The following is an 18876-nucleotide window of genomic DNA, read 5'->3' as shown; positions in this document are numbered from 1 at the left end:
ATTTTCGACACAGCAAGTTAAATTCCTCCTGTCGAAAATTATTTTTCTTTATTTTTTTTTCTCGATCCTATATAATAAATAATTTATTTCATTATCCGATATATTATGTTTCCTTTCGACAAAAAAGAACCTCAGGGCTGTTTAGCCAGCCTTGAGGTTCTTATCGTTTTCCTTTTTCATCATCACACCAGCATCTTGTAACATCCATTCAATGAAGCAACCGTAACCCGATTTTGGATCATTCACGAATACATGAGTAACTGCACCGATCAACTTACCATTTTGTACAATGGGGCTGCCACTCATCCCTTGAACGATACCTCCGGTCTTATCCAGCAGTTTCGGGTCCGTGATTCGAAGTACAAGACCTTTTGTTGCTGGCTCGGTTTGATCTGCCACATGAACAATGTCAATCGAGAAGCGTTCAACTTGTTGGCCGTCAACCACGGTAAGTATTTCGGCCGGTCCTTCTTTGACTTCATGAGAAAAAGCGACGGGAATACCTTTCGAATACAGACTGTGCTCAGGATTTCCGGACATTTTACCAAAGATGCCAAAAGCCGTATTACGTTCAATATTGCCCAGAATTTTGCTTTCCTTGAGGAAATGAGCACGTTTTTCACCCGGATCACCGGTCTCACTTTTAGAAATGGACGTCACATTAGACTGAACGATCTGACCACTACCTACAACAATAGATGTTTGTGTGTTCATATCTGTAATGACATGGCCCAGTGCGCCGTATACGCCCTGATCTGGAGCATAGAAGGTAAGTGTGCCAACACCGGCTGCAGAATCACGAATGTACAATCCAAGCCTCCACGCTTGATCCTCGGAGTCATACGCCGGAGTTAATCGTGTCTTCACCGTTTCCTTACCACGTTTCAAAACAACATCAATACCTTTTTTACTTTTCCCTGCAAGTTCAACGGCCTCAGAGACACCTGCCACACCATCAAGGCGTTTACCATCCATATGCGTAATTAGATCTCCGAGCTTAATGCCTGCTGTTTCTCCTGGCGATACACGCTCATCCTGCCCAGAGTGGACCAGATGATGACCTACAACCAGAATGCCTGCCGATTTAACTTTGACGCCAATCGTTTGACCCCCGGGTACAACACGCAAATCCGGTATCACATTCACATGGACTGTTTTGACCGGAATTTTACCCCACAACTTCAACGTTAATTTGGCATGTCCCGTCTGTTGAGGGTGAAGATGCAAAGGTTGTTGCCTGGTAACATGCATCGCTGCCTGATCATCCAAACCAACGATATCAGGACGATCTACAACGGCGCTTGAAGCAGCAGGTACAGCGAGCCGGACATCCGCTTGCCTGCCAGCAAACACTTGCAATTCATCCGGCAGTGAAGCATAACTTTGCACAGGCTGAATGGCCTGGCTAATCACACAAAGAAAGAAGGCAAATAAAAGACCTAGCAATTTCTTCCTGAGGGGGGAATTCAATGGCTGTCACACTCCCTTTGCTTCTTTCGCTTGACGAAAGGTGGTCGCCAATTGCGTACCTATAAGATAACCTCGCCCCCAGGCTTTTATTACTGTCAATCATTACGCCAGCCGTCCGTTTCACCCTTTTTTGGCTTCCGCCAAATTCAGCATTTCCTGTGCGTGATGCAGCGTTTTTTCTGTAATTTCCACGCCGCCCAGCATACGTGCCAATTCCTTCACTCTGCCTTCGTCTGACAGCGATTCCACCTGCGTCATCGTCCGTCCATCGTAGACATGTTTCTCAATGAGATACTGATGATCTGCCATACAAGCCACTTGTGGTAAGTGAGTTATTGAGAAAACCTGACAAGTTGAAGACAAACGGAACAGTTTTTCAGCAATGGATTGAGCTGCTCTACCACTAACTCCGGTATCAACTTCATCAAAAATCAACACAGGTATCCGGTCATGTCGCGCAAAGATACTCTTCATCGCCAGCATCATTCTCGACAACTCACCACCTGAAGCAATCTTGCCAAGTGGTCGTAATGGCTCGCCCGGGTTCGGTGAGATCAGGAATTCCGCATTGTCCGCACCCTGACGATTCAGACGAATACGGCGTCCATTCCATTCAATGCCCTTCGGATCTTCGAAAGGAGTAATCTGAACACGAAGTGTAGTCCGTTCCATTTGCAGATCCTTGAGCTCGCTTTCCACCTGTGCAGCAAGTTCCTCGGCGCATTGTTTACGAACCTTGCTGAGTTCTTCAGCAGATTCCATCACAAGGTTAAGCATTTTGTCACGTTCAGCTCGCAATTTCTCCAGCCGTTCGTCCTTGTTCTCCAGTTGGTCGGTTTCATGGCTAATCTGATCATAATAACTCAGAATAAGTTCAACACTGTCCCCGTATTTCCGTCTGAGGCCAGAAATCAGATTCAGCCTTTGCTCCACTTCTTCCAGCCTTGCCGGATTAAATTCAATCTTCTCCCGGTAATCCCTTAACTGAAATGTTGCATCTTCCAATTGATAAAATGCGGATTGCAGCTGTTCTACGATTGGTTGCAGTCCTTTGCTATCATATCCAGAAATGTCTTCAATTCTTGAAAGGGCAATGCTCACAGCTTCAAGTCCGCGTTGACCATTGAGCAGATCATATGCACCGGCAACACTGTCCATCATTTTCTCACTATGGGATAGTTTGACCCGTTCTTCCCCGAGTAATTCATCCTCGCCTCGTGTAAGGCTTGCTGCTGCGATCTCCTCAAGCTGAAAGCGATACATGTCCAAGAGTTGATATGCCCGCTGACTGGACTCCTGAAGCGCACGCAGTTCTTTTTCAGCCGTGATAAACTTGCTGTAACGCTCCTGATACTTCGCTTTGACAGGTCCTATTACTTCCGAGCCATAAGTATCGAGAAGCCCCAGATGGCTCTCTGCACGCAGCAAACTCTGATGTTCATGTTGTCCATGAATATTGATCAGCTTCTCGCCTACTTCCCGCAGCATGGTCAGATTGACCAATTGCCCATTAATGCGGGACGTACTTTTCCCCTGTGTGTTCAGTTCACGTCGAATGACCAGATGCTCTTCCGGCTCACAGTGGATACCGAGCTTCTCTAATGTCTGCCAGACCGGATGACTTGGTTCCATCTCGAACAAGGCTTCCATCTCTGCCTTCTCACATCCGTACCGGATCAGATCAGCTGAACTTCGTCCACCAGCAATTAAGCCAAGTGCATCTATAATAATCGACTTTCCTGCACCCGTTTCACCTGAGAGTACATGGAATCCCGGATGGAATACAACGTCCACTTCTTCCACCACAGCCAGATTACGAATCGATAACGTAACTAACATCTGCAAAAACACCTCCGGATGACTAACTCAGAAATTATGTTTTTGAACCATTGCTTTAAGCAATATAACCCATGATGCGTTCAATAACGGTCACGCTGTTACCTTCAGTCCGGCAGATAATCAGAATGGTATCATCTCCACAGATCGTCCCCATGACTTCATTCCATTCAATATTATCAAGCAAAGCTGCAATGGAGTTTGCTGTTCCCGGCAAACATTTCATCACAACCAGATTGTTTGTGTGATCAATGTGCAAGAAGTTGTCAACGAGTGCACGCTTCAACTTTTGAATCGGATTGTATCGTTGATCTGTTGGCAAAGAGTACTTATATCTGCCATCATCCATCGGAATCTTGATTAACAGAAGTTCCTTGATATCTCGGGATACCGTCGCCTGAGTCACCTGAAAACCTGATTTGCGTAGTGCTTCAACCAGATCATCCTGGGTCTCAATTTCATTTTGACTAATGATTTCACGAATCTTGATGTGCCTTTGTCCTTTCATACATGCCTCCAGTTAAATGTATTGCAATAAAGCAGCATTTGTAATTCGCCGCAGACTTTGCCCTGCAATGTTTATTCTTTTATATTAGTCCAGATCATCCCCATCATACACATCTTCCTGATAGTCCATGAGCCTGATTAACTTAATATCGGAATCCTCCACGTCAACATACAGCAATCCTTCACAGCCAGGATATAACAACAGATAATTGAGGAAGCGATCCCTTAGCGCAGGGCCGGTCATTTCAATTGGCTGCCTGCGACGAGACGTTTTCACCAGGTATCTGAGATCCTCACGTTCTGCAACATAATCAATGAATAATCTGCTGTAATAAACGGATTCATTGGCCTCAAAAGCCAAAGGAACTTTCATTTTGCCACCGATGACTTCGTAACCCTGTGCTTCAAGCAACTCCAAGGCCGGGGAATCCTGAATCTTCACGTTCAGTTGCATTCCAGACAAGCTTACCGGTATCGGTCGGTTCACCCAATTACGTAAGCCAAAGAACAGCCACAAGATCAAACAGACAGCAAGTATACCTATAACGATTGTGTCATATTGACCATCCATTATCGCTCACCTCGAAGACATATTCGAGGTTCAGTAACGATTTCCCTTTACGTCAATCACCTTTCCAGCGAAAAGAAACCCATCTTATGATGAGTTTCCCGTAAATGTATGAGCTGCTTCCTTTGCAACTTGCTCTGCAAGTGCATCAAGTGAAGCTGGATCGTTCTCTGGTTGTGTTGCCTCTGGTTCTTCCAGACGCCAATGAGCGAGAAATTCTATATTACCTTCTCCACCGGTTATCGGGGAGAAAGTTAAACTCTGCAAATGCAAACCAAGTTGACTGGCAAAATGAAGCATCGTCTGCAATACATCCTTGTGTACTTTCGTATCACGTACTACACCAGACTTGCCTACTTTTTCACGTCCTGCCTCAAATTGAGGTTTAATCAATGCAACGATATCTGCAGGTTGTTTCAAAAGAGCCAGGAGTGGCGGTAATATGATTCGCAGTGAAATGAACGACACATCAATGCTCGCAAAGTTCGGCACTGGTCCCGTTAGATCTTCCGGAGTCACATAGCGAAAGTTGGTTCGTTCCATAACAGTAACCCGCTCATCATTACGCAAAGACCAGTCGAGCTGATTATAACCCACATCAATCGCGTAGACGTGAGACGCGCCATGCTGTAGTGCACAATCCGTAAATCCACCGGTGGATGAACCAATGTCGAGCATGACAAGTCCATTCATATCAAGGCCGAAATGGCGGATCGCTTTTTCGAGCTTCAATCCGCCTCTGCCGACATAGGGATGTACCGAGCCTTTAACTTTCAGCTCGGCTTCCCTTGGAATTTTCATGCCCGCCTTTTCGATCGGCTCATTATTGGCATACACCAGTCCAGCCATGATTGCGGCTTTTGCCTTCTCACGACTTTCATAATAGCCCTGCTCAACCAGCAGAACATCAATTCGTTCTTTCGGGAGTGACATGTCTGTCTCCTATCATGTAAATTTACGAAGGAAAACGTGTTTTGGGGATGCCGTAAGATGATTGAACAGCCATCTTGCGTAGTTCAGCACATACATTCTCAACGGTAAGACCCACTTCCTCACGTTGTTCCTTAATACTGCCATGCTCGATGAAGCGATCCGGAATCCCCATCAATTGTACATGAACATCATGTAGTCCCTGCTCTGCATAAAACTCCAGCACTGCACTACCCATGCTACCTGCTTGGGATGTTTCTTCAAGTACAATCAATTTGGTGCCTCGAACAGCTAATTCACGCAACATCTGCTCATCAAGAGGTTTCAGGAAGCGAGCGTTGATTACGCCTGCTGTGATACCTTCCCGCTTCACCATCTCTGCTGCTTCTTCTGCAAGCTGCACCATCGATCCTGAAGCGATGACAGCATATCCTTCCGATGGACGCAGTTGCTCCCATGATCCAATCGGAATCGGAACAAGTACATCATCCAGAGGTACACCCACCACATTGTTTCGTGGATAACGGTAAGCAATTGGACCTTCATTATAATCAAGCGCCGTTTTCATCATATGACGCAATTCATTTTCGTCTTTTGGCATCATCAGAACGATATTTGGAATATGGCGCATAAATGCCACATCGTATACCCCTTGATGTGTTTCCCCATCCGGACCAACAAACCCGGCACGGTCAATAGCAAACATCACGTTAGCATTATGACGGCAAATATCATGTACAATCTGATCATATGCACGTTGCATAAACGTAGAATACACGGCAAAGACCGGTTTCAAGCCTTCCATAGCCAGCGCAGCACACATGGTTGCCGCATGTTGTTCTGCGATCCCTACGTCAATCATGCGGTCCGGAAATTCCTTACTAAATGGAATAAGACCTGATCCTGTAGGCATTGCTGGCGTTACAGCTACGATCCGCTTATCCTGCTTAGCAAGATCAATTAACGTTTGACCAAACACTTCCGTGTACATCGGTTTTCCGACTGCCTTCAGCACTTGACCGGATTCAATTTTGTACGGAGAAATCCCGTGCCACTTGTGCGAATCGGCTTCTGCTGGCTGATAACCTTTGCCTTTGGTCGTGAGCACATGAACGAGCACAGGACCATCAACGTTATCTGCCTGTTTGAAGGTTTCAATCAATTTGGGAATATCGTGCCCATCAATCGGTCCCAAATACGTGAAGCCCAGTTCTTCGAAAAGAACACCTGGTACCATCATATATTTGACACTATCTTTGATCCAGCTTGCCGATTTGGCCAAACGATCCCCAATAGCTGGGATTTTTTTGAGCATCCCCTCGACATCATCTTTCGCTTTCAGATAATGACGATCCGAACGAATCTTGCTCAAATATTTATGCATGGCCCCAACGTTTGGAGCAATGGACATTTCATTATCATTCAGAATAACCATCAGTTTTCTCTGCTCATGACCAATATGATTGAGAGCCTCAAAAGCCATACCACCTGTAAGCGCTCCATCACCAATCATCGCGATAACTTGGTTGTCCTCACCCTTCAGATCACGTGCAAGGGCCATCCCCATCGCAGCGGACAATGAAGTACTGCTGTGTCCAGCTTCCCATACATCATGTTCGCTTTCGTTGCGTTTGACAAATCCGCACAGGCCATTATGTTGACGCAATGTATCAAAACGATCCATACGCCCTGTCAGGACTTTATGCACATAAGCCTGATGCCCTACATCAAAAATCATTTTATCTGCTGGACTGTTATAGCAGTAATGCAGGGCTACCGTGAGCTCAACCACGCCTAAGTTGGGTGCGAGATGCCCACCTGTAACAGACAGTTTCTCAATCAGAAACTGCCGGATCTCTGCCGATAAAAGGGCAAGATCATCCTGAGACATCGACTTTAGATCACTGGGTTGTTTAATTTGTGGAAGCAGCACGAGAATCTCCCCGCTTTCCTAGATTGTTTAGTTATTGTTGTAAATCGATATATACATTATGAATCAAATGACATTAAATCATTATAACATAAAAGAACAAGAATCATAATTTACTGCACTATACTCCCGATAACGAGCATTCTCGCCAGCAAGTTATTTAAAATTCTTCTCCATATGTATTCCCGCATCCACTCGGGACAGACTTTTTCCATCTACTCGGAAAAAGGACATTACATTCATTACACGGTTATACAGATTTTGAAACAGCACTTTTTATCAGAATCTAATGGTCTCGACGCATCAGGTAATCTGCAATTTCCAGCAATCTGGATGCATCAGGTAACTCAGCTCTTTCGAGTGCGTCTTTTGCAGATTGGGTAAGGGATTTCACCTCAGCTACAGAAGCCTCCATGCCAATAAAATAAGGATATGTTACCTTCTGCTGATTCACATCGCTCTGTGTTTTCTTGCCCATCTTCTGCTCGTCGCCCGTCAGGTCGAGAATATCATCCTGAATCTGGAACGCCAGCCCCAGATCACGGCCAAACACACGTAAGGCTTCCAATTGTCCTTCCGTTGCTCCACCGATTCGTGCTCCAGCAATGAGTGAGAAAACAATCAGGTCACCTGTTTTGTGCAAATGAATATATTGAAGCTGTGAAAGATCGGTCATGCCTTGCTCGCCTTCCATATCCGCAACTTGGCCGCCGACCATGCCTCTTGCTCCAGCAAGTTCGGACATGTCCTCTACGATGGACAGCAATGCATCTGCCGTCACACCGCTGCGACGACCCGCTTGAACTATGCTATAAAAAGCATGGGTTAGCAACGCATCGCCCGCCAATATGGCTGTTGCTTCACCATATACCTTATGATTCGTTAATTTTCCCCTGCGGTAATCATCATTATCCATAGCAGGCAGGTCGTCGTGGATCAGTGAATAGGTATGAACCATCTCCACGGCGCAGGCTACCGGCATTGCAGCTGTACGCTGTGCACCGAAGGCTTCCGCCGCAGCAACGACCAGAAGAGGACGAAGGCGTTTGCCTCCGGCCATGAGTGAGTACTGCATCGCATCCGTCAACGATTGGGGTACATCCCAATGATCGGGAAGCGTGTGTTTCAACGCTTCTGTCACCTCAGCTGTGACCTCTTCGAGATATGCTTGAAACGAAGGACGATTACTCATGGACTTCACCGCTCTCATCGTCAGCAGTTCCGAAAGGCTTCTTGCGAAGCTCTCCATCTTCTTCTACGATCATCTCGATCTTACGTTCCACTTGTTCCAGCTTCAGACCGCAAAGTTGCGAAAGTTTCATCCCGCGTTGAAACAGATCGATGGCCTGTTCCAACGGAACATCACCATGTTCCAGCTGACCTACGATGTCTTCCAATGCCGCCATTGCCTCTTCAAAATTCAATTCCGGTTCATTCGCCATGGGTATTGTCGTCCTCCTTCATTCCCCAAACCTGACAGTCCAGCTGTCCGTCTGTTAATTTAATCTTAATTGAATCTCCAGGCTGTACATCCTTCGTGGACTTGATTAATCGCTGTTCCTGCTCGTCATAGACAAGGCTGTATCCCCGTGACATGACTTTAAGCGGGCTAAGCGCATCCAGATGCCGCACAGATGATTTCCACTGTTGCTGCTTCGATCTGGTTATAGACCTGATCGCAAGTTCCAGTTGTCTGCGTGCTGCCGCATTCTCACGGCGTGCTGCATTGACCTGCTCACGAGGATTGAATCGTTGCAGTGCTGCCCGCAAACGCTCTTGCTTCTCTCCTGTCCATTTCATACGCGTATCCACTGTTCTCAAAAGCCGTTGGTGCATCATATCCAGTCGTTCGGTGTGTTGCATCAAGGTACGTCTTGGATGAACCAGCACCGGCGAACGCTGTAATCTTGCTAGCCGTTCGCGATTATGTACAGCACGCTGACGCAAGCTATGCTGTAACTGGCGCTGACGTTGTCCGATCTGATCAAGCAACTCAGCTCGATTAGGTACAGCTAATTCAGCAGCTGCTGTAGGTGTAGCCGCACGCAAATCGGCTGCAAAATCAGCAATAGTGAAGTCCGTTTCGTGCCCAACCGCAGAAATGACAGGAATATCCGAAGCAACTATTGCTCTTGCCACAATCTCCTCATTGAACGCCCACAATTCCTCCAGTGAACCGCCTCCACGTCCAACGATAAGTACATCGGCTTCTCCCATCCGATTCAGGTTGCCAATCGCTTTGACGATGGAAGGTGCTGCACCCTTGCCTTGAACCAGAACAGGATACAAAACAACTTTGGCAGAAGGGTATCTGCGCTGGAGTGTGATCATGATGTCCCGCACCGCCGCTCCCGTCGGTGAAGTTACAACCCCGATGGTCTGTGGATAACGAGGGATCTGTCTTTTTCGAGAAGGTGAAAACAATCCTTCTTCCTCGAGCTTTTTCTTCAGCTGTTCGTATGCCAGATACAGACTTCCAATCCCGTCCGGCTGCATATGGGTAGCGTAGAATTGATACTGCCCATCCCGTTCATACACCGAGACATTACCACGAGCAATAACCCTTGCACCCTCCTTCGGTACAAAGGGTAATCGCTGGTTATGGGACGCAAACATAATCGACTTAATCCGGCTGTCCTTGTCCTTCAATGTAAAATACATATGGCCGCTGGAGTGATGTGTGAAGTTCGAAATCTCCCCGCGTAGCCAAACGTCCGACAGGACCTGATCCGATTCTAGTTTCATTCGTATATATCGGTTCAGGTCTTTGATGGAGTAGATCTTTTGATCTGCCACAGACAAAACCCTAGGCCAATCCGTGAGCGCGCTTGGCAGCGATCAATGTATTTTGCATCAGCATTGTGATTGTCATCGGGCCAACACCACCAGGAACCGGTGTAATTGGACCAGAAACTTCTTTCACACTCTCAAAATCAACGTCTCCTGCCAGTTTGCCATTCTCCAAACGGTTCATGCCGACATCAATAACAACAGCACCCGGTTTCACAAAATCAGCATCCACAAAATTGGCACGGCCGATGGCTACAACTAGAATGTCCGCCTGGCGTGTAATTTCTTTCATGTTGGCTGTACGGGAATGACACATCGTTACCGTTGCATTCTCACGTTGGAGCAACAGGGATACCGGTTTGCCGACAATATTGCTTCTTCCGATGACTACCGCATGTTTACCGGACATTTCCAGCCCAGTCCGCTTGATAAGTTCGATTACACCAGCAGGGGTACATGGAAGCAGACTATCGTCTCCAATAACAAGATTACCAACATTGACTGGATGGAATCCGTCTACGTCTTTATCTACGGCAATTGCATCAATGACCGCTTTCTCTTCGATATGTTTCGGTAGTGGGAGTTGAACCAAAATTCCGTTTATGGATTGTTGATTGTTCAGCTTGTCCACCAGCGCAAGCAGATCTTCTTGGGACGTATCTGCATCCAAGCGATGCACTTCGGAGTAGAAACCGAGGTCGTGACATGCTTTTTCTTTATTACGCACATAGACTTGGGATGCCGGATCTTCCCCGACGAGCACAACAGCCAGACCAGGTACTACCCCCTGTTCGCTAAGCTGTTTCACTTCTGTTGTCATGCTTGCGCGGATCTCTTGGGATACTTCTTTACCGTTAATAATAGATGCTGTCATTGTACTCTCTCTCCCTTATGTGAATATAAATTTAGAGGTTGTTCAAAAAAACCGCTTTTGATTACGAAGGATACTGAAAACCGGTCCTTTTGAACATGCTCCATAGTTAATCATAACTTAAGATAATTTTGCTTTAATCGTGTCAACTTCCTGAATCATGCGTCCAAGTACACCATTGACAAACTTACCGGATTCTTCTGTACCAAAATATTTGGACAGTTCAATCGCTTCATTGACGGATACCTTTGCCGGGATGTCATCACGAAACACCATTTCATAGGTAGACAGTCGTAGAATCTGGCGATCTACACGTGACAGACGGCTGATCTGCCAACCTTTCAAATAATCCACAAGCAGCCCGTCAATTGCTTCCTTATTGTTCCAGGCTCCTTGTACAATCTCAGTAACATAAGTACGCATTACATCTGCATCGCGGATGACCACTTCGGTTTCATTATCTTCAGCAGCTTCATTGATCAACATGTTTACAGCTTCTGCTGCGCCTACCTCATTCATTTCCATCTGATACAGACTTTGTACTGCAATTTCCCTTGCCAAACGTCTTTTCATGTCCTGCCTCCTGCAGCGCTCCGTCTGGAGCGTCATCATGCTTATTTTATAATCCATGCATCCATCTCATCAAATCCTGTATCGGTTAGATCGATGGCTTACACGGTATTGTTATTGTTATCCCTTTTCACAAAAAAACCTGCAATACGTTTCCTCCAAAAAACGGGCAACCTAAACTACAGCTCTATTTTCGGAAGAAACATATTGCAGGGTTCAGGTAGGTCACTTAAACGGACGCCAGCGATCGCCAAGCCATTGTCCCCACTCCCTCCAGGGAATGGACGAACCCAGCTTCGAATCGCTCCGTCTGCCTAACGTATAACCGATGAACACCAAGAGTGCAAAGAACAACATATCCCAAAAACCGATCCATACATAAAGAAATCCAAAAAAGATGCCGCCGATAATTCCGGTAATTCGGCCTCTGTGACTATCCCAAATCTCTTTCCACAGCATCAGTGAAACTCACCTCATTCCACTCGACTCTTGTAGTTAGGCGACTGGGTTACATTAGCGATATACACCGTGACAAAAGAAACCGGGATGCCCGTAATCTCTTGTACATGATCATGAATCGCCTTTTGCAGATCAGAAGTCAGCGCAGGAATAGGGGTCTCACCATCCACTACCGCTCGAATCATAATCTCCAGTCCTGACTCAACCACACGTATGCGTGCCTTGACATCACGTACTCCCCGGAAACGGGAAGTTGCCTTCAAACAGAGATTCTCAATCGTCTCCATCGAAATCTGTACATCACCAAACTCAGTACGTTGATCTACAGACGGCAACGATGCACGCTCACGCCGAACCGAGATGTAGAAAAATCGCAAACTCAGGATAAACAAAATCGCTGCTGCAATAACCGACGCAACAATAACGTTTTGTTCCTGCTGGTAATTCAATTCGTAAGGCAGCACACCGCTAATCAGAAGAATGACGGCTGCCGATATTGCTCCAACGCTTATGCTGTATATAAACAACAGAAGCCGATCCAGTATTTTAGCCACGAACTGCACAGCCTCCCTTGCTCACTAACATGACTTAACCTGTTCACTAGCAAAAAATCAGATCCTCATCTAGCTTTCGCTATAATGAAGACCTGTCCAAGACGGGATAACCCCCGGCAGATGATGCCGGGGGAATCTGTCTTCTTTTATTTTACGCGCTGACTGTTCAGGTCGATCTCTTCCACTTTCTCGGTGCTCTTGAACTGAACGTCATGAATGTGCACATTCACTTCATTCACATTCAATCCTGTCATATTCTCGATGGAACGTTTCACGTTCTGTTGAATCTCCGTAGCTACTTGTGGCAAACGGTATCCGTACTCGATAATTACGGAAACATCAACTGCAGCTTCACGTTGGCCCACTTCAACTTTAACACCTTTGGAAAGGTTTTTGCGACCAAGCAATTCAGCAAATCCGCCAGCGAATCCGCCACTCATGCCTGCAACACCTTTCACTTCAAGGGTTGCCAATCCAGCAATCACTTCAATAACTTCAGGTGCGATCTGGATTTCACCGATATCCGTTCGTTCAAATTCAGTCGGTAGTGTACTCATAACTGTTCAACACACCTTTCGCGAGATAAGTTTGCGGCCATCCGTCAGGGCGCTGGACTCAGGTTAATCAACCTTCAGAACCCTTCCGGTCCGGCTTTACCGGAACTCCTGCAAACATCCGCGAGGTGCGGGCTTATCCTTTGCAGGAGACATGCGCTCTTATTATTACATACTATATCATTTGGGCTACATTATGACAAACAAGCCCAATATACCTTTTAAATCTCGTTTTCCTCAAGAAATTTGATATCAAAGTCCCCACGAATGAACGTTGGGTGCTCCAGCAATTTCTGATGGAAAGGAATAGTTGTAGATATGCCTTCAATCGCAAATTCCCCAAGCGCACGTTTCATCTTGGCAATCGCCTCTTCACGATTCGCTCCCCACACAATCAATTTTGCGATCATGGAGTCATAGAAAGGTGAAATGGTATAACCCGGATAAGCAGCACTATCTACACGAACGCCAGGTCCTCCCGGTGCAAGGTAGAATCCGATTTTGCCTGGTGATGGCATAAAGTTACGGTCCGGATCTTCTGCATTGATACGACATTCAATGGACCAGCCATTGATAACCACGTCTTCCTGACGGAATGAAAGTGGGTTGCCTTCAGCTACCGAGATCATCTCACGGATCAGATCCACCCCAGTAACCATCTCAGTAACCGGGTGCTCTACCTGAATACGCGTATTCATTTCCATGAAATAGAACTCGCCATTCGGGCTGAGCAGGAATTCCAATGTACCCGCTCCCGAGTAATCCACAGCAAGGGCAGCCCGTACCGCAGCTTCGCCCATCAGTGTACGCACATCTTCGGAGAGAATCGGACACGGCGCTTCCTCTACCAATTTCTGGCGACGACGCTGAACCGAGCAATCACGCTCTCCCAAATGTGCTGCATTTCCGTGTTTATCAGCAATGATCTGAATTTCCACGTGTTTCATACCTGTCAGGAATTTCTCCAGATATACACCTGCATTGCCAAATGCCTTTTGTGCTTCCTGCTGAGCAGCAGTAATCTGCTTAATCAGCGTTTCTTCATCTTCGGCAATACGAATTCCCTTACCTCCGCCACCAGCAGTAGCTTTGATAATAATAGGATATCCGATATCTCTAGCAATCATGATGGCTTCATCCATATTTTCAACAAGGCCGTCTGATCCAGGAATAACAGGTACTCCTGCATCTTTCATCGTCTGTTTGGCAACAGCCTTGTCACCCATTTTGGTGATGGCTTCAGGAGAAGGTCCAATAAACGTAATATTGCAAGACTCACAAATTTCCGCAAAATCAGCATTCTCCGCCAAAAAACCGTAACCAGGGTGGATTGCATCACATTCCGTCAGTGTGGCTACACTCATCAGGTTTGTGAAGTTGAGGTAACTGTCCTTAGACAGTGTCGGTCCGATACAATAAGCCTCATCTGCAAGACGAACATGCAGAGAATCCTTGTCCGCTTCCGAATAGACGGCTACCGTTGAGATGCCGATTTCACGGCAGGCACGAATAATACGTACCGCAATCTCTCCACGGTTCGCAATCAGTATTTTTTGAAATTTCATTTCGTTTTGTCCTCCTTCGAAGCTCATGCGGTTAGCTGTTTACCAGCTATAACGGTTATTCCGGTTTCACCAGGAAAAGGGGCTGCCCATACTCGACCAGCTGTCCGTTCTCAACCAGCACTTCAACGATTTCTCCCTTGATGTCCGCATCAAGCTCGTTCATCAGCTTCATAGCTTCGATGATACATACCGTTGTTTTCTCAACAACTTTATCACCAGCGCTCACAAAAGGACCCGCTTCCGGCGAGGAAGCTCTGTAAAAAGTACCTACCATCGGAGATACAATTTTATGTAAATGACTTGTAGTATCGACCTGCGGTGCAGCTTCACTTACCACTGCGGCCGGCTGTACTTGCGGAGCAGCAATCATTTGCGGTTGCACAGCAGCTGCTTGAACATACTCCGTTTTGCCCGGTTTGCGGATCGATAACCGTGATCCTTCATTTTCAATTTCCAACTCTTGAACGGAACTTTCATCTACCAGTTTAATCAGTTCTTTGATTTCACTCAATTTAAACATTTCCATTATTCACTCCTTCGGCATCATGCCAGTCTCACTAGGACGGTCATATGGCTTTATGTATTATATCATAATCATTAAAAATGGAAAGAGCCCGAGAGTACAACCAGCTCCCGGGACTGCATTTCCATGATTTGGATTACTGTTCTGTGACGTATTGCACGCTGATTTTGTTCTGTGAAACCGCCAATTCTTTCATGACCAGATCGACAATGGATACCGCCTGTTTTACATCCAGTTTGTCACTGAGGACCACAACTTTATACTTGTCGGCATCTTCTTGAACAATCGCATTAGCGAACTGTTGAGAGAGCGTCTCCTCAATGCCAGTGATTTTGGCTTCTTTTTCTTCCAGTGTACGGAGTTGCTCCGTTGCTTTGGCATTCTCTTCTGGCGTTTTGCTCAGATCACCTGCCACGGTCATCAGTTCCTCATACTTGCGATTGTTGCTTTCCTCACGTTGCCACTGGTAGTTCTGGAACTGGCTGCTCGCAGATGCTGTCGTATTCTGCTCTTCCATTTCCTTGAGGACTTCCTCATCTGTCTTGGTTGCAGTGCCGCCTGTCTGACCGTCTGTCTCCGGTGTAGTTGTTGCCCCTTTGTCGGTCTCTTTGTTGGTTTCTTTGCCTGCCTCACTCTTATTCTCGCCTGGTTCGACAGCAGGTGTTTTCTCTGTATTTCCAGCTTCTTTACCTTCCGTAGCCGCCGGTTCTTCCATAGCGCCAGCCGCACTTGGATCACTTTCAACTTCGCCGCTATTCACCACTTCATTCACAACCAAACCTTCTGTAGGATCAAGAATGCCTGCCGTCTCCTTTGCTTCCCCTTGCTTGATTCCATCCACTTGCTGGCTGTCTGCCACCGGCGCGTTGATTGGACCGGAATCCTCAGTGAACAGATAATACGCGGACAAAATGACCATCAGACTCAGCATGGAAACGAGCCATACCGTTTGACGTTTGTTATTCATTAGAACTTCCTCCTCAAATTGGCTTCAATCTTATGAGAATTGAATCTTGTGATTCAACACATCAGATTAGTCTTGTTTGCGCGGGACAACCGAGATCCGGTAGGCTGCCACATTCAGTCCTTTTTCCACAGCATCGGTTATCAGGTCCTTCACAACCTTGTTCTCTGCACCCCTCGCAACCACAAGCACCCCACGGATCTGCGGTTTGAGCTTTTTGGTCACTATAGGTGTCTGATCCCCTGATATTTCGTACGTAATAATCTCGCCATCACGGGTATATTGCGTCATATGTCGCTTGCCCCCGCTAGCATCGGTTTCTTCGGTAAGTTGCTGAGAATCCTTCACGTTCCGCTGAACGACCAATTCTTCTGTGGAATCCACGGTAACCATCACATCAACCGTTCCCACACCAACAATGTTTTCCAGCACACCTTTGATTTTGTCTTCAAATGCAATTTCGATCGCCTGAAAAGGATTCTGTTCTGACGGATCACTCTGTATGGATGCCATGGATGTTGCCGGGTCCGGTGGTTCCCGACCGATATTTTCGGAATCAATTTTTTTGACATTGACGAAGGAATTGAACAGCATGATTCCCACCCCGATCAAACCAAGGATAATCAGCCAGCGGAAGGTTTGACTTCGCCTTGCCCCACCCTCTCCGCCACCCATCCAGGTTTCCATCTTTTTGAACCATTGTTTCATCGGACACCCTCCTTCTCAGAGCACTCCAGCACTTTTTGGTTCTGTCACTTGAACGTTGTTTGCATCAACATCCCACTTTTCAGTCAACAATGTAATAATCTGCACTGCATGTTCGGACCTTGTGGATGTCTCACCTTGCTGCTTCGTCTCATCTGGCTGATCACGTATAACAGGCTCGGAAGACGCTTCATTTTCATCACTTTGCCCTCTACTCACATCAATCTGAACATCAGGCACTTCAATCTGACCAACCCGGATGGGCTGCTGTATTTGATGTGTTTCATCCTTCTCGGATTCTGTGTTTGTTCCAAATATGGGTTGTGTATTTGCAGCGACTTCTTGCTTCCCTGCCTTCACTTCTTTTCCTGCACCCTCTCCGGCCATCTCGACCAATACACGCTGGATTACAGGCAGTTCGACTGATGAGGCAGCTTCCATCTCGGTTTCATATTTACTCATGGTTAGCTGTACCTCTACGGACCGCACCTTGGCACCTGTTGTTTCTTCAATCTGACCTTTCATGACATTAGCCAGTTCTTTGGCTGTCCATTGTAAGGATTGTTCCTGTTCATTGGATTGCAGCCGCTTGCCCTGAGCTAATATCTGTTCGAGTGTTGCATTCCCATCCGATGGAGCATCCATTGCCGACATTGCCCGTTTCAGTTCGCCAACCGGATCACTTTTGAGGAGCTTGGTTATGGGTGATAAAAGGGTCAGCAGGATGAGAAGGCTCAGCACAAGCTTGACATAACGTTCCATGGATCGATTCGGCAACAGCATATCCACAAAAGTCGCCAGCAGAACGATCATAATCAATTCCTGGAGCCAGTTGCTCAGCCACCCCATCCTTTCCATCCCCTTTCTTGCCAACATACAATTCAGCGCATCATGACAGTCATATTGCCCGCGGTCAGCAAGATGGTAATTGCCAGGAAAAACATGAGCCCGACGGCTGCGAGCGCCGCAAATACGTAGATCATGCTCTTGCCGATGGCCTGCAGGCATCCTACAATCGGGGTGTCTCCGAGCGGTTGCATAATGGCACCAGTTACGTTGTATATCAAGGCAAGAGCCAGGATCTTGAGTGCCGGAAAGGCACATAGGAACAAAATGATGATCACCCCGGTGAGTCCAATTGCATTTTTGACAAGTAAAGAAGCTGTAATTACCGTATCCGTCGCATCCGCAAATGTTCTGCCCACGACAGGGACAAAGTTGCCTGCGATATATTTGGCGGCCTTCAGGCTGACTCCATCCGCTACCGATCCCGATGCTCCCTGAACCGAGATTACACCCAAAAACATCGTCAGCAGGATACCCAGCAGTGCCACACTAATATTGCGCAGGAGGTCTGCCAGCTGTGTCAGCTTGTACTTGTCAGACAATGAACTGACGAGATGGAGAACAGCTGAGAAGAAGAGTAACGGGAATACCAGCAAATGAATCAAAGTACTCACCAGATGAATCATGAAAATGATGAGTGGATGTGTCACCGAGACGGTGATGACATTACCCATGGACGCAAGCAGTGTGAATAACAAGGGAACCATGGCCATCATAAAGTTGATCATGCCAGTTATGGCATCCTTGGCGTATCCAATCGCCACACTGAAGCTGTTGATTGCAATGATGATAATGACCATATAACAGATGGAATAGGCGATTTTGCTAATATTATTTTTCTCAAATGCGGTCTGAAGAGTCTCCAGAATCATGCTGAGTACGCTTAACATCACAATCGTGACCAGAAGCTTGCCATTATATAAAATTTCATGCAGCATGAAGGTTCCGATCGCCACAAACACCGATTTCAGGCTGAACCCTTCATTGCCGGGGATTAACATATCCATGAAGGAAGGGGTCTTCCCATCCGGGAAGAAACCACCGTATTGTTGCATCAGTTGATCCCAGTATTTCTCCACCTGATCCTTGGGAAGCTGATCGGCCTGCTGCTCCATCCACTCACCGGAAGGCGAGGTTGCAGTAACCTGTCCCAGGATACCAAACAGAAAACAGAGCATCAGCACAACCGTAAGGCGCCACTGCGGCTTATGATGCATTGATTTCATATGAAGTC

The 18876-nt window shown here is 46.7% G+C and carries 20 protein-coding genes; all 20 read right to left on the bottom strand.

Annotated elements, in window-relative coordinates:
* Positions 1-141: 141 nt before the first annotated feature.
* Complete coding sequence (spoIVB, locus tag BLS69_RS04100; RefSeq protein WP_076215808.1) at positions 142-1470, bottom strand: SpoIVB peptidase; 1329 nt, start codon at positions 1468-1470, stop codon at positions 142-144.
* A 120-nt stretch (positions 1471-1590) separates the two neighbouring features.
* The gene (recN, locus tag BLS69_RS04095; protein WP_091028830.1) at positions 1591-3309 is read right to left on the bottom strand and encodes a DNA repair protein RecN; all 1719 of its coding nucleotides are present in this window, start codon (positions 3307-3309) and stop codon (positions 1591-1593) included.
* A gap of 55 nt (positions 3310-3364) precedes the next feature.
* Positions 3365-3814, bottom strand: a complete 450-nt coding sequence (gene ahrC, locus BLS69_RS04090) for a transcriptional regulator AhrC/ArgR (RefSeq protein ID WP_017687604.1) — start codon at positions 3812-3814, stop codon at positions 3365-3367.
* 84 nt (positions 3815-3898) lie between these two features.
* Positions 3899-4384: a hypothetical protein gene (locus tag BLS69_RS04085; RefSeq protein WP_091028828.1), complete on the bottom strand. Its 486-nt coding sequence runs from the start codon at positions 4382-4384 to the stop codon at positions 3899-3901.
* An 84-nt stretch (positions 4385-4468) separates the two neighbouring features.
* A complete protein-coding gene (locus BLS69_RS04080) occupies positions 4469-5314 on the bottom strand; it encodes a TlyA family RNA methyltransferase (RefSeq protein ID WP_091028825.1) in 846 nt (281 codons plus the stop codon).
* 22 nt (positions 5315-5336) lie between these two features.
* Positions 5337-7244: a 1-deoxy-D-xylulose-5-phosphate synthase gene (gene dxs, locus BLS69_RS04075; RefSeq protein WP_091028823.1), complete on the bottom strand. Its 1908-nt coding sequence runs from the start codon at positions 7242-7244 to the stop codon at positions 5337-5339.
* Positions 7245-7527: 283 nt separating this feature from the next.
* A complete protein-coding gene (locus tag BLS69_RS04070) occupies positions 7528-8433 on the bottom strand; it encodes a polyprenyl synthetase family protein (protein ID WP_371129031.1) in 906 nt (301 codons plus the stop codon).
* On the bottom strand, positions 8426-8683 hold the full coding sequence (gene xseB, locus BLS69_RS04065; RefSeq protein ID WP_017687599.1) for an exodeoxyribonuclease VII small subunit: 258 nt from the start codon (positions 8681-8683) through the stop codon (positions 8426-8428). Before xseB ends, BLS69_RS04070 begins: the two co-directional genes overlap by 8 nt.
* Positions 8673-10037 carry an exodeoxyribonuclease VII large subunit gene (gene xseA / locus BLS69_RS04060; protein ID WP_091028819.1) on the bottom strand — a complete coding sequence of 455 codons (1365 nt, stop codon included), beginning with the start codon at positions 10035-10037 and terminating at the stop codon, positions 8673-8675. Before xseA ends, xseB begins: the two co-directional genes overlap by 11 nt.
* Positions 10038-10047: 10 nt before the next feature.
* Entirely contained in the window at positions 10048-10905 is an 858-nt protein-coding gene (folD, locus tag BLS69_RS04055) for a bifunctional methylenetetrahydrofolate dehydrogenase/methenyltetrahydrofolate cyclohydrolase FolD (protein WP_017687597.1), read from the bottom strand.
* Positions 10906-11022: 117 nt separating this feature from the next.
* Complete coding sequence (nusB, locus tag BLS69_RS04050) at positions 11023-11475, bottom strand: transcription antitermination factor NusB (RefSeq protein WP_091028817.1); 453 nt, start codon at positions 11473-11475, stop codon at positions 11023-11025.
* Positions 11476-11697: 222 nt separating this feature from the next.
* Positions 11698-11931: a DUF2273 domain-containing protein gene (locus BLS69_RS04045; RefSeq protein ID WP_017687595.1), complete on the bottom strand. Its 234-nt coding sequence runs from the start codon at positions 11929-11931 to the stop codon at positions 11698-11700.
* Positions 11932-11945: 14 nt separating this feature from the next.
* The gene (gene amaP / locus BLS69_RS04040) at positions 11946-12485 is read right to left on the bottom strand and encodes an alkaline shock response membrane anchor protein AmaP (protein ID WP_017687594.1); all 540 of its coding nucleotides are present in this window, start codon (positions 12483-12485) and stop codon (positions 11946-11948) included.
* 146 nt (positions 12486-12631) lie between these two features.
* Entirely contained in the window at positions 12632-13042 is a 411-nt protein-coding gene (locus BLS69_RS04035; RefSeq protein WP_017687593.1) for an Asp23/Gls24 family envelope stress response protein, read from the bottom strand.
* Positions 13043-13260: 218 nt separating this feature from the next.
* Positions 13261-14604 carry an acetyl-CoA carboxylase biotin carboxylase subunit gene (gene accC / locus BLS69_RS04030; protein ID WP_036614375.1) on the bottom strand — a complete coding sequence of 448 codons (1344 nt, stop codon included), beginning with the start codon at positions 14602-14604 and terminating at the stop codon, positions 13261-13263.
* A 55-nt stretch (positions 14605-14659) separates the two neighbouring features.
* Positions 14660-15124, bottom strand: coding sequence for an acetyl-CoA carboxylase biotin carboxyl carrier protein (gene accB / locus BLS69_RS04025; RefSeq protein WP_036614903.1), 465 nt, complete (start codon positions 15122-15124; stop codon positions 14660-14662).
* Positions 15125-15263: 139 nt separating this feature from the next.
* Positions 15264-16094: a SpoIIIAH-like family protein gene (locus BLS69_RS04020; RefSeq protein ID WP_091028815.1), complete on the bottom strand. Its 831-nt coding sequence runs from the start codon at positions 16092-16094 to the stop codon at positions 15264-15266.
* A gap of 66 nt (positions 16095-16160) precedes the next feature.
* Positions 16161-16799 carry a stage III sporulation protein AG gene (spoIIIAG, locus tag BLS69_RS04015; protein WP_017687589.1) on the bottom strand — a complete coding sequence of 213 codons (639 nt, stop codon included), beginning with the start codon at positions 16797-16799 and terminating at the stop codon, positions 16161-16163.
* Between the two features lie 15 nt (positions 16800-16814).
* Entirely contained in the window at positions 16815-17645 is an 831-nt protein-coding gene (gene spoIIIAF / locus BLS69_RS04010; RefSeq protein WP_176872562.1) for a stage III sporulation protein AF, read from the bottom strand.
* Positions 17646-17677: 32 nt separating this feature from the next.
* Positions 17678-18820 (bottom strand): stage III sporulation protein AE, encoded by a 1143-nt coding sequence (spoIIIAE, locus tag BLS69_RS04005; protein WP_371129059.1) that lies wholly within the window; start codon positions 18818-18820, stop codon positions 17678-17680.
* Positions 18821-18876: the final 56 nt, after the last annotated feature.

This window comes from Paenibacillus sp. CF095 (assembly GCF_900101225.1).
Lineage (GTDB): Bacteria > Bacillota > Bacilli > Paenibacillales > Paenibacillaceae > Paenibacillus.
The sequence above is the reverse complement of the archived record's forward strand: the minus strand, read 5'-3'. Positions and strand labels throughout refer to the sequence as shown.

Excerpts from the sequence above, each read along its gene's own strand:
- recN (WP_091028830.1), bottom strand. The coding sequence starts at position 3,309 with ATGTTAGTTACGTTATCGATTCGTAATCTGGCTGTGGTGGAAGAAGTG.
- ahrC (WP_017687604.1), bottom strand. The coding sequence starts at position 3,814 with ATGAAAGGACAAAGGCACATCAAGATTCGTGAAATCATTAGTCAAAAT.
- BLS69_RS04085 (WP_091028828.1), bottom strand. The coding sequence starts at position 4,384 with ATGGATGGTCAATATGACACAATCGTTATAGGTATACTTGCTGTCTGT.
- BLS69_RS04080 (WP_091028825.1), bottom strand. The coding sequence starts at position 5,314 with ATGTCACTCCCGAAAGAACGAATTGATGTTCTGCTGGTTGAGCAGGGC.
- BLS69_RS04070 (WP_371129031.1), bottom strand. The coding sequence starts at position 8,433 with ATGAGTAATCGTCCTTCGTTTCAAGCATATCTCGAAGAGGTCACAGCT.
- xseB (WP_017687599.1), bottom strand. The coding sequence starts at position 8,683 with ATGGCGAATGAACCGGAATTGAATTTTGAAGAGGCAATGGCGGCATTG.
- folD (WP_017687597.1), bottom strand. The coding sequence starts at position 10,905 with ATGACAGCATCTATTATTAACGGTAAAGAAGTATCCCAAGAGATCCGC.
- nusB (WP_091028817.1), bottom strand. The coding sequence starts at position 11,475 with ATGAAAAGACGTTTGGCAAGGGAAATTGCAGTACAAAGTCTGTATCAG.
- BLS69_RS04045 (WP_017687595.1), bottom strand. The coding sequence starts at position 11,931 with ATGCTGTGGAAAGAGATTTGGGATAGTCACAGAGGCCGAATTACCGGA.
- BLS69_RS04035 (WP_017687593.1), bottom strand. The coding sequence starts at position 13,042 with ATGAGTACACTACCGACTGAATTTGAACGAACGGATATCGGTGAAATC.
- accC (WP_036614375.1), bottom strand. The coding sequence starts at position 14,604 with ATGAAATTTCAAAAAATACTGATTGCGAACCGTGGAGAGATTGCGGTA.
- accB (WP_036614903.1), bottom strand. The coding sequence starts at position 15,124 with ATGTTTAAATTGAGTGAAATCAAAGAACTGATTAAACTGGTAGATGAA.
- BLS69_RS04020 (WP_091028815.1), bottom strand. The coding sequence starts at position 16,094 with ATGAATAACAAACGTCAAACGGTATGGCTCGTTTCCATGCTGAGTCTG.
- spoIIIAG (WP_017687589.1), bottom strand. The coding sequence starts at position 16,799 with ATGAAACAATGGTTCAAAAAGATGGAAACCTGGATGGGTGGCGGAGAG.
- spoIIIAF (WP_176872562.1), bottom strand. The coding sequence starts at position 17,645 with ATGGGGTGGCTGAGCAACTGGCTCCAGGAATTGATTATGATCGTTCTG.
- spoIIIAE (WP_371129059.1), bottom strand. The coding sequence starts at position 18,820 with ATGCTCTGTTTTCTGTTTGGTATCCTGGGACAGGTTACTGCAACCTCG.